Origin of the sequence: Micrococcus sp. HG099 (assembly GCF_024723355.1) — a bacterium.
GTDB lineage: Bacteria > Actinomycetota > Actinomycetes > Actinomycetales > Micrococcaceae > Micrococcus > Micrococcus endophyticus.
In genome coordinates this window covers 1-10020 of record NZ_JANQCJ010000090.1, presented here as the reverse complement: position 1 = coordinate 10020, position 10020 = coordinate 1, and the positions used below count along the sequence as shown (strand labels likewise).

Genomic DNA, 10020 nt, shown 5'->3' with positions numbered 1-10020 from the left:
GGCGGTGACGGCGGCGCTCGCCCTGTCCACCGTCCCCCTGAACGACCGGATCGACGGCGCGCTCGTGCGCTTCCTGGAGCGCGCGGGCGCCTCCGCGCCGCGGGCCGTGCTGGCCGGGGCCGCCGCCCTCGCGGTGCTCGCCGGCAACGAGTCCGTCCGCCGCGAGCGGCGGAATGCGCTCGAGGAGGCCGCATGGCCCGCGTGGGACGACCTCTCCGAGGAGGAGCAGAGCGAGCCCACCGCGCCGCTGCCGGTCGAGGTCCGCGTGCTGCTGGAGACCCTGCTGGACCCGGCCCTCGCCGAGGGGCGGGAGCTGCCCGGCGCCGCCGCGCTGCGCGCCCAGTTGCCGCACGTGCGCACCGTCGCCTCCATGGCCGAGGCGATCCGGGACGAGGACGAGGTGCCGGACTGGACGCCGCTCGTCGTCGAGACGGACGGCCCCGTGGACCGCGCCGTCCCCCACGACCACGTGTGGCCCGTGCGCGGGCGCTTCGCCGTGGGCGAGGACGGCCACGAAGTGGAGCTGCGGCTGCAGGTGATCGACGGCGAGCTCGGCGCGCTAGTCATCACGTTGCCGGCCGACGAGGACGCGGACCCGGACGCGTGGGACGCGTTCCAGGAGCTCGAGGCGTTCCCGGGCGTCGAGGACCTGACCTTCCAGGTGGACGGCGAGCGGCGGGACTGAGCGCCCGCGGCGCCCCTCGCCGGGCCTGACCGGCGGGACGGGCGCCGCCGCTCGCCGGGGCCGTCCAGGTGCGGCCACTACAGTGGGGACTCGCCCGCCGTCGTCGACCCCGCCCCGGAGTGTGCCCCGCCATGACCACCCCCGCCCCGGTCAAGTCCACCGCCCGTGCCCGTCGCCGGGCGGCGCGCACCGGCCCCCGTCCGCAGCTGCGCATGGGGCTGAACGGCTTCCTGGTGGCCTGGCTGCTGCCGAACCTGGTGATGGCGGCCCTCGTGGCGGTGCTGGCCGTGCTCCCGGGGCTGCAGGCCTTCGGGAGCCTGACCCCGCTGCTCACCGTGGTGGGGATCGCCGGGCTGGTGGTGGGCCTGCCGCTGTGCCTGCTGGTCAACTTCGCGTTCCGCCACGTGCTCAACCAGTGGGTGCACGTGCTGGCCTACGCGCTGATCGGCATGCTCTACGGGCTGGTGGTGCTCACGCAGGGCGCCGCGGGCATCCTGCCCATGCTCATCCCCGTGATCGGCTTCCCCGCCGCCGTGCTCATGGCGCTGGGCCGCATGGCGGCGCGTCCGCTCGTGCGGGTGGTCACGCCCGGCCAGGAGGCCGAGGCCGGCTCCGCCGCGCAGACCGCATCCCCCGCGGACCCCGAGCCCTCGGAGCGCGCAGCGCGAGGGGCGTGAGCGCCAGTCCCAGCAGGGACGCGCCGACCGTCAGCACCCACGAGCTCCCCCAGCCGCCCGCGGCGAGACCCAGCAGCAGGGAGGCGACCTGCATGATGCCCATGAGCACGCCCACGTCCACGAGGGACATCCCCAGGTCCGCCTGGACCTGGCCCATCACGCCGGGCAGCTTCCAGATGTGCATCGCGGCGACGACGCCGGCGGCCACGATCGGCGCCCACGGGGCCACCGCGGAGCTCGGCGGGGCGGCGACGTCGGTCATGGGCAGGATCCCAGACGGGGCGTCGAGCCGGTCCCGCCGGACAACGAGAAAGGACGACGGTCCGTAGACCATCGTCCTTCTCGTGAACCGCGTCCGGGGCCCGCATCCCCTCAGGCATGTATCCCAGCTCGTGGTTCGCACTGTGCACCGTCTCAATGGGGCATGCACCACTCTATGAGCGAGGGCGCGGGCCGGCACAGTGGCCGAAGGTGCCGACTTCCGGTCCCTGATGTGACCGGCCTCACACTCAGGCGCCCTCGGGCGCCCGCGGGATCGCGGCCCGCACGAGCCAGCCCCGCCCGCCCGGTCCGGCCTCCAGCGTCCCGCCGAACGTGGCCACGCGGTCCCGCATGGACTGCAGTCCCACCCCCGAGGAGTTCCAGCGCATCGACCGCTGCGGCGCCGCCACGGAGTTCTCCACCTCGAGCACCACGTCGCGCCCCTGCTCGGCGACCATAATCCGCACCTCCGCGCCGGCGCCGGCGTGCTTGGCGGTGTTCGTGGTGGCCTCCTGCAGCACGCGGTGCAGGGCGGAGCGCACGGACATGGGCACGGCCTCCGGGTCGAACCGCAGGTCCTGCTCCACGCTCATGCCGAGGCTGCGCAGCTCGGCGGCCATGCGGCCCGCGGTGAGGGCCAGGTCCGCCGAGGTGGCGCCGTCCGCGCCGCCGGCGGCCCCGGGCTCGCCGGCCGGGTCCACGATGCCGTCCTCCTGGAGGATCGCGAGCATGCGCCGCAGGTCCACGAGGGCGTCCTTGGCGGAGTCCCCCACCACCGCCAGCACGCTCTGCGCCGCCTCCGGCGTGCCGAGGTACTGGGCCGTCCGGGCCTGCATGGAGATGATCGTGAGGTTGTGCGCGACGACGTCGTGCAGGTCGCGCGCGAGGGAGCGCCTTTCCCGCTCGGCGGCCAGGCGGGCCCGCTCCTCGGCCTCCAGGATGCGCCGCCGGTCCCGCTCTCGGCGGGCCACGCTCTCGCGGATGAAGAGGCCGACGCCCAGGGCGGCGGTCATCAGGGCCAGGACGAACCAGGCCTCGCTGGGCCGACCGCTCGCCACCGGCCGCACCACGCCCCACGCGAGGGCCAGGGTCGCGGCGGCGACCACGAATGCCCAGGAACGGGCCGTGACCGTCACGGCGGCGAGCATCGCGGCCGTGACCAGGGTGACGAGGGCCTCCGTACCCCCCGCGATGGTCGCCGCGCCCGCGGGCACCAGGAGGGCGAACCCCACGGTGCTGCGCCACCACTGCGCCAGGAAGGCCGCCGTCGTGGAGACGATCACGGCGACGTCGAGGGGTGCGGTCGCGAAGGCTCCCCCGCCGATCAGCCCGAGGTCGGAGGCGGCAGAGACCAGCAGGAGGACCGAGCCGGCCACGAGGTAGACGCGGCTCAGGGGCCCCGCCGCCCAGAAGGCGCGCCACCGCCCCGCCGGGCCGAGGGACTCCTCGTCCGGGGACGACGAGGAGCGGCGCGCCCGTCGGGGCGCGCCGCTCAGCAGCCGGGACCGGACCGCGGTGGACTCAGGCATCCGCCGGAGACCGCCGCGGGATCAGTCGCACCAGACGCCGAAGTTCCGGCAGGCCCACTCCTTGGCGCCCTTGTTCAGTCCGTCCGTGCCCGACTGGTCGCCGGTCGGGGCGGTGACGGCCGGGCCGGTGGCCGGCGCGGCGGGGGTCGAGGTGGCGGTGGCGGCGGGGGCGCCGACGAGGACGGAGGCGAGGAGCAGCGTGGACGCGGCGAGTGAGCGGAGCTTCATGGAGGTCAGTATGCATGACGCAGGTCACACTGACTACAGTGCGGCGCGCATCGCGCGCACAGCTGATGGCACAGCGGCCTCCGGCGCCGTGTCGGCCGGTCCGGGCGGACGCCGGCCGGGCCCCGACGACCCCCGCCGACGCCGGCCGGAGCCGGGGCAGCCGCTACGCTGACCGCGTGAGCGAAGACCTGCGCATCCTGATCGCCGACGACCAGCCCCTCATGAGCGGCGCCCTGCGCGTGCTCGTCAGCTCCGCGCCGGGCATGACCTGCGTGGGGGTGGTGGCCAACGGGGCCGAGGCCGTGGAGGCGTGCGCCGCCGTCGAGCCGGACGTGGTGCTCATGGACATGCAGATGCCCCTGATGGACGGCGTGGAGGCCACCAGCCGCATCAAGGAGGCCCACCCGGGGATCCGGATCCTGGCCATCACCACGTTCACGTCCGAGGACTACCTCGTGCCCGCGCTGCGCGCCGGCGCCGGCGGCTACCTGCTCAAGGACGCGGAGCCCCCGGCCATCCTGGGCGCCATCCACGCGGTGCACCGCGGCGAGTCCGTGCTCTCCCCCGCCGTGGCGTCCAAGCTGCTCGCCTCGATCGAGCGCGACCACCCCGTGGTGGGGCCGGCCCAGGCCCGCCCCGGCGACCCGGACGGCTCCGACCTCACGGACCGTGAGCGGGACGTGCTGCGCCTGCTCGCGCGCGGCCAGTCGAACCCGGAGATCGCCGCGAACCTGCACGTCTCCGAGTCCACCATCAAGTCCAACCTCACCCGCATCATGGACAAGCTCGAGGTGCGCGACCGCGTCCAGGTGATCATCCGCGCGGCCCAGCTGGGCCTCGTGACCCTGTCCCTGGACTGACCTGCCGGCCGCGCCGCCCGGTGCGCGTCCCGCCGGGGGCGCGGGACGCCGTCGTTCGGGGACGCGGCTCAGCCGCGGGCCGCGATCTCGTTGCGGCGGGCGTTGAGGTCCCGCAGGACCTGCAGCCCCTCCTCGACCACCGGGTCCGCCTCCGCGAGGAGGGACTCCCGGGCCGGACCGTAGGCGAGGTCCTCGAACGTGCCGTTCTCCGGGTCCAGCGCCTGGATCTCCTGCTGGACGAGGCGCACCTGGTCCAGCCCGGCGGCGTACTCCACGGAGCGCTCGTCGATCCGGCGGATGGAGTCCTCGGCGTCCTTCGGGATCTGGTCGAGGGCGAACTGCGCCTCGTAGAGGCGGTTCTGGTAGGTGCAGGGCTCCTCGACGTCGTACAGGCCCACGCCGCGGCCCACGGCCACGCGGTTGGCGGCGGCGATCTCCTCGGCCATGTCGTCGTCCACCCCGATGCCCGTGGGGGCGGTCATGCCGGCCTCGGCCATGTCCACGTTGACGGTCTTGCCGCCGATGTGCACGAGGGCGGACTCCATGCCCTCGGGCGCGCCCTCCCGGGACGTGTCAACGCTCGCCACGGCGCCCTGGGGCAGGCGGTCGCGCAGCCACGCGTAGGACTGCTCGCCCATGCAGAGCTCGGGGCCCACCTTGAGGCCCTCCGGGTTGCGGCCGGCGCTCGTGACGCCCGCCAGCACGAGGGTGCGCTGGGTGCCGCCCTGGTTGACCACCACGGTGTTGCCGTCCACCACGGAGACGATGTTGACGCGGGCAGCGTCGGCGGCGATCCCCCGGACCACGGTGAGGGCGCCCAGCAGCAGCAGCACCGCGGCCACCACGAGGAACACGAGCAGACCCTTCTTGGGGACCCTGGCACGGGCGGCGACGTGAGTCATGCGGACTTCCTGCAGGTGGGCGACGGGAGGGGCGCGGCCGGTCAGCGCGGACAGGCAGCGCCCCGCGGGACGCGGGGACGGTCCCGGAGCCCGAGTCTAGCGAAGGGCTCCGGGACCGCCGCGCGCCGGTCCGCTCGGCGGACGGCGGGGCTCAGCGCTCCCGGCGGTAGAACGGCGTGGCCACCACGGTGAACGGCTCGCCGCGGCCGCGCAGGTCCACCTGCAGGGAGGTGCCCTCGGCGGCGACGTCGCGGCGCACCCGGGCCAGCGCGACCGGGTGGCCGAGCGTGGGGCTGGGGGCGCCCGAGGTCACCTCGCCGACGCGCTCGCCGGACTCGTCCAGCACGGCGTAGCCGTGGCGGGCGGCGCGGCGGCCCTCGCCGCGCAGGCCCACGAGGACCTCCTCGGTGTCGTCCTTGCCGACCAGCGCCGCCTTGCCCACGAAGTCGGCCTCCTTCGAGGCCGGGACCGCGAAGCCCACGCCGGAGGCGTGCGGCTGGTGGGCGGTGTCCAGCTCGTTGCCGTACAGCGGCATGCCGGCCTCGAGGCGCAGCGAGTCGCGGGAGGCGAGGCCGCAGAGGGTGAGCTCCACGTCCGCGGCCTCCGCCGCCTTCAGCACGGCGTTCCACACGGCCGAGCCGCGGTCCCCGGCCTCCTGCGTGGAGGACGCGGGCAGGAACAGCTCGAAGCCGTCCTCGCCGGTGTAGCCGGTGCGGGCGACGACGGCGGTGACGTCCCCGGCCTCGGTCGGCACGGTGAGGGTCAGGTGGCCGTAGTACTTCAGCGCCGCCAGCTGCTCGGCCGCCTCGGGCATGGCCTGGGCGAGGATCGCCTCGGCCTTCGGGCCCTGCACGGCCACGAGAGACGTCGTCGAGGACTGGTCCTCCACGGTCGCGTCCCAGCCGGAGGCGCGCTGGTTGAGGGCCGTGTGCACGGCGGCGATGTTGCCCGCGTTGGGCACCACCATGAAGTCGGGCTCGGAGCCGTCCTCGCCGTCGTCCATGCGGTAGACGATCGTGTCGTCCAGGATGGTGCCGGCGTCCGTGAGGCACAGGGCGTACTTGGCGCGGCCCGGCTTCAGGGTGGACAGCACGCTGGAGAGGGCGTAGTCCAGCATGGCGCCGGCCTGCGGGCCGGTGACCCGGACCTCGCCCATGTGGGAGAGGTCGAACAGGCCCGCCGCGGTGCGGACGGCCTTGTGCTCGGCCAGCTCGGAGCCGTACTTCAGGGGCATGTTCCAGCCGCCGAAATCGGTGAACGTGGCGCCCGCGGCCTCATGGACCGGGTGCAGCGGGGAGTTGCGCGTCGAATCGCTCATGGGGTGATCCTCTCAGTGGCTGGTGGACGCGGTGTCGGCGGCGGAGACCGGCGTGGCCGGGGTGGTGCCGGCGGCCTCCGCCGATGCGTCCTCGAAGGCCTCCGGCGGCGGGCAGGAGCACACCAGGTTGCGGTCGCCGTACGCGCCGTCGATGCGGCCCACGGGCGGCAGGTACTTGTCCATGCGCAGGCTCGGCACCGGGGTGCCGGCCTGGGCGCGGGAGTACGGGCGGTCCCAGGAGTCGGCCATGAGCACGTCCAGGGTGTGGGGCGCACGGCGCAGGACCGAGTCCTCGACCGTCTCCGGGGTGGTCGCGACGATCTCGGCGTGGATGGACTCCATCGCCTCGATGAAGCGCTCGATCTCCTCGAGGTCCTCGGACTCGGTGGGCTCCACCATGAGGGTGCCGGCCACGGGGAACGCCAGGGTCGGCGCGTGGAAGCCGTAGTCGATGAGGCGCTTGCAGACGTCCTCCGCGGTGACGCCGCTGCGGGCGGTCAGCTCGCGCAGGTCCAGGATGCACTCGTGCGCCACGAGGCCCTCGTTGCCCGTGTAGAGCGTGGGGTAGAGGTCCGCCAGGCGACGCGAGATGTAGTTCGCGCCGAGCAGCGCGTGCTCGGTGGCCGAGCGCAGGCCCTCCGCGCCCATCAGGTGGATGTACGCCCAGGAGATGGGCAGCACGCCCGCCGAGCCGTGCGGGGCGGCGGTGAGCAGGTTCTCGCGCGAGGGCAGGTACGGCACCAGGTGCTCGCCCACGGCCACCGGGCCCACGCCCGGGCCGCCGCCGCCGTGCGGGATGCAGAAGGTCTTGTGCAGGTTCAGGTGGGAGACGTCGCCGCCGAACTCGCCCGGCTGGGCCAGGCCCACGAGCGCGTTGAGGTTGGCGCCGTCGATGTACACCTGGCCGCCCGCGGCATGCACCTTCGAGCAGACCTCCTTGACGTCGGCGTCGTACACGCCGTGCGTGGAGGGGTAGGTGATCATGATGGCCGCGATGCGGCCCTCGTGGGCCGCGATCTTCGCGTCCAGGTCGGCGGCGTCGATCGTGCCGTCCTCGGCGGTGGCGACGACGACGACCTTCAGCCCCGCCAGCACCGCGGAGGCGGCGTTGGTGCCGTGCGCGGAGGCGGGGATCAGGCAGACGTCCCGCTCGCCGTCGCCCTGGGCCAGGTGGTACTGGCGGATGGCCCACAGGCCCGCGAACTCGCCCTGCGAGCCGGCGTTCGGCGCCACGGAGACGCCCGCGTAGCCGGTGATCTCGGCGAGCTTGGCCTCGAGGTCCGAGATCAGGAAGCGCCAGCCCTCGGTCTGGTGGTCCGGGGCGAACGGGTGGATCGAGCAGAACTCGGGCCAGGAGATGGCCTCCATCTCCGCCGTGGCGTTGAGCTTCATGGTGCACGAGCCCAGCGGGATCATGGTGCGGTCCAGCGCCAGGTCGTAGCCGGAGAGGCGGCGCAGGTAGCGCAGCATCCGCGTCTCGGAGTGGTGCGTGTTGAACACCGGGTGCGTCATGAACGCGGAGGAGCGGCGGCGGCCCTCGGGCACGGCCGGGGTGGCCACGGCGCCCTCGTGCGCGGCGGCCGGCAGCGAGTCCGCCGCCAGGCCGAAGGCCTCCAGGACGGCCGTGAGGTCGGCGTCCACGGTGGTCTCGTCCGCGGCGATGCGCAGGGTGTCCGCGTCCACCAGGCGCAGGTTCACGCCGTTCTCCTCGGCGGCCGTCAGGACCTCCTCGGCGCGGCCGGGCACCCGCACGGTCAGGGTGTCGAAGAAGTGCTCCGCGGCCACCTCGACGCCGCCGGCGCGCAGCGCCTCCGCCAGGCGGACGGCCTGGGCGTGGGCGTGGCGGGCGATCCGGGTGATGCCCTGCGGGCCGTGGTAGACGGCGTACATGGAGGCCACGATCGCCAGCAGCGCCTGGGCGGTGCAGATGTTGGAGGTGGCCTTCTCGCGGCGGATGTGCTGCTCGCGGGTCTGCAGGGCGAGGCGGTAGGCGGGCTTGCCGGCGTCGTCGTGGGAGACGCCCACGAGGCGGCCGGGCAGGCTGCGCTGCAGGCCGTCCTTGACCGCCATGTAGGCGGCGTGCGGGCCGCCGAAGAACAGCGGCACGCCGAAGCGCTGGGTCGAGCCGACGGCGATGTCCGCGCCCTGCTCCCCGGGCGGAGTGATCAGGGCCAGGGACAGGATGTCCGCCGCCACGGTCACGAGGGCCCCGGCCTCCTTGGCGGCGGCGATCGCGGCGTCGTGGTCGTGGATGCGGCCGGAGTCGCCGGGCTGCTGCAGCAGGATGCCGCACAGGCCCTTCTCCTCCACCTCGGCCAGCACGTCCTCGGGGATGCCGGCGGACAGGTCCGCCACGCGCACGTCCAGGCCCACGGCCTCGGCGCGCATGCGCACCACGGAGAGGGTCTGCGGGAACAGGTCCGCGTCCAGGAGGGTGACGCCGTCGGACTTCTTCCGGTTGGCGCGGTGCATGAGCAGCACGGCCTCGGCGGCGGCGGAGGCCTCGTCCAGGAGGGAGGCGTTGGCGATGTCCAGGCCGGTGAGGTCCTGGACCATGGTCTGGTAGTTCAGCAGCGCCTCGAGGCGGCCCTGGGAGATCTCCGGCTGGTACGGGGTGTAGGCCGTGTACCAGGCCGGGTTCTCCAGGACCTTGCGCAGGATGACGCCGGGGGTGACGGTGTCCGAGAAGCCCTGGCCGATCATCTGGGTCTTCATGACGTTGCGGCCGGCGATCTCGCGCAGCTGCTCCAGGACGGCGGCCTCGGTGAGCGGGGCGGGCAGCTCCAGCGGCTTCGGCTGGCGGATGCCGGCGGGGACGGCGGTGTCCACGAGTGCCTGCAGCGAGTCGTAGCCGAGGGTGTCCAGCATGTGCCGGACGTCCTCGGGGCGCGGGCCGATGTGGCGGGCCACGAAGGGCGCCGACGCGGTGTCCCTGGGCTCGACGAGCTCGTGCGGCAGCGTCGTCGTGCTCTCGGTGGTCTGGGGGCTGGTCACGGGGTACCTCCGGGGGATCCGGCCGCGGTCACGGCGTGGGTCTGCTCCTCCCCGCTCTGTCATGGACCTGAGAGTTTCCGCCGCCCGGGGGCGGCTTGCACCGTCGGTGGCCACGGTCCAGCGCGCGGGTGCGCGAGGAGCGGGACTCTTTCCAGAGCGCCTGACCCCACGCGGTACGGATGCCTGAGAGATTCCCGGGGAGGGTCTTGCTCCTTCGGCGGCCTGCACACGCGGCCGGCCCGGAGGCTGGACGCGCGCCGACGCTCTCCCGCGCGGGGCATGCGGCGTGCCGTCAGTATCCCACACGGGTAGGCCGCGTCACAGTGGCCATCGCGCCCCGCCCCGCCGCCCCGTTTTCGTGCGGGAGACGGGAGCCTGCGGAGGCACTTTCGTGCGGGAGACGGGAGCTTCTTGTCGACGCCGCCGTCGATGCAACAGGAGCCCTCGACCTGGGCGCACTACTGCCGAGTAGATCCACAAGAACTTGGCAGTAGTGCGCCCAGCAGCGGCGAGAGGGACGCTCCGCCGACGCCGCCAGGGTGCGCCCGCCTATCGTGGTCCCGTCC

At 74.1% G+C, this 10020-nt stretch carries 8 protein-coding genes, 1 pseudogene and 1 riboswitch; of the genes and pseudogenes, 3 read left to right on the top strand and 6 right to left on the bottom strand.

Annotated elements, in window-relative coordinates:
• Nucleotides 1-685: pseudogene (locus NWP10_RS08525) on the top strand (hypothetical protein); the annotation flags it as partial.
• 131 nt (nt 686-816) lie between these two features.
• A complete protein-coding gene (locus NWP10_RS08520) occupies nt 817-1362 on the top strand; it encodes a hypothetical protein (protein ID WP_248194426.1) in 546 nt (181 codons plus the stop codon).
• On the opposite strand, the gene NWP10_RS08515 is transcribed toward NWP10_RS08520, so the two are convergent.
• The 3 genes from NWP10_RS08515 to NWP10_RS08505 form a co-directional block, all read right to left on the bottom strand.
• Entirely contained in the window at nt 1268-1624 is a 357-nt protein-coding gene (locus NWP10_RS08515) for a hypothetical protein (protein WP_258300561.1), read from the bottom strand. The two genes, NWP10_RS08520 and NWP10_RS08515, sit on opposite strands and share 95 nt — an antisense overlap.
• A 247-nt stretch (nt 1625-1871) precedes the next feature.
• Nucleotides 1872-3152, bottom strand: a complete 1281-nt coding sequence (locus NWP10_RS08510; RefSeq protein ID WP_258300560.1) for a sensor histidine kinase — start codon at nt 3150-3152, stop codon at nt 1872-1874.
• Between the two features lie 21 nt (nt 3153-3173).
• Nucleotides 3174-3380: a hypothetical protein gene (locus NWP10_RS08505; protein ID WP_158492951.1), complete on the bottom strand. Its 207-nt coding sequence runs from the start codon at nt 3378-3380 to the stop codon at nt 3174-3176.
• Between the two features lie 176 nt (nt 3381-3556).
• Between NWP10_RS08505 and NWP10_RS08500 the strand changes: the two genes are divergently transcribed.
• Nucleotides 3557-4240: a response regulator transcription factor gene (locus tag NWP10_RS08500; protein WP_158493534.1), complete on the top strand. Its 684-nt coding sequence runs from the start codon at nt 3557-3559 to the stop codon at nt 4238-4240.
• A gap of 68 nt (nt 4241-4308) precedes the next feature.
• Here the strand turns inward: NWP10_RS08500 and NWP10_RS08495 are convergent, their stop codons facing one another.
• The 3 genes from NWP10_RS08495 to gcvP all read right to left on the bottom strand — a co-directional run bounded on the left by NWP10_RS08495 (nt 4309) and on the right by gcvP (nt 9454).
• Nucleotides 4309-5142 carry a thermonuclease family protein gene (locus tag NWP10_RS08495; protein WP_158492949.1) on the bottom strand — a complete coding sequence of 278 codons (834 nt, stop codon included), beginning with the start codon at nt 5140-5142 and terminating at the stop codon, nt 4309-4311.
• 151 nt (nt 5143-5293) lie between these two features.
• Complete coding sequence (gcvT, locus tag NWP10_RS08490; protein WP_258300558.1) at nt 5294-6460, bottom strand: glycine cleavage system aminomethyltransferase GcvT; 1167 nt, start codon at nt 6458-6460, stop codon at nt 5294-5296.
• 12 nt (nt 6461-6472) lie between these two features.
• Nucleotides 6473-9454 carry an aminomethyl-transferring glycine dehydrogenase gene (gene gcvP, locus NWP10_RS08485; RefSeq protein WP_375162477.1) on the bottom strand — a complete coding sequence of 994 codons (2982 nt, stop codon included), beginning with the start codon at nt 9452-9454 and terminating at the stop codon, nt 6473-6475.
• Between the two features lie 161 nt (nt 9455-9615).
• Nucleotides 9616-9735: riboswitch (glycine riboswitch) on the bottom strand.
• Nucleotides 9736-10020 lie beyond the last annotated feature (285 nt).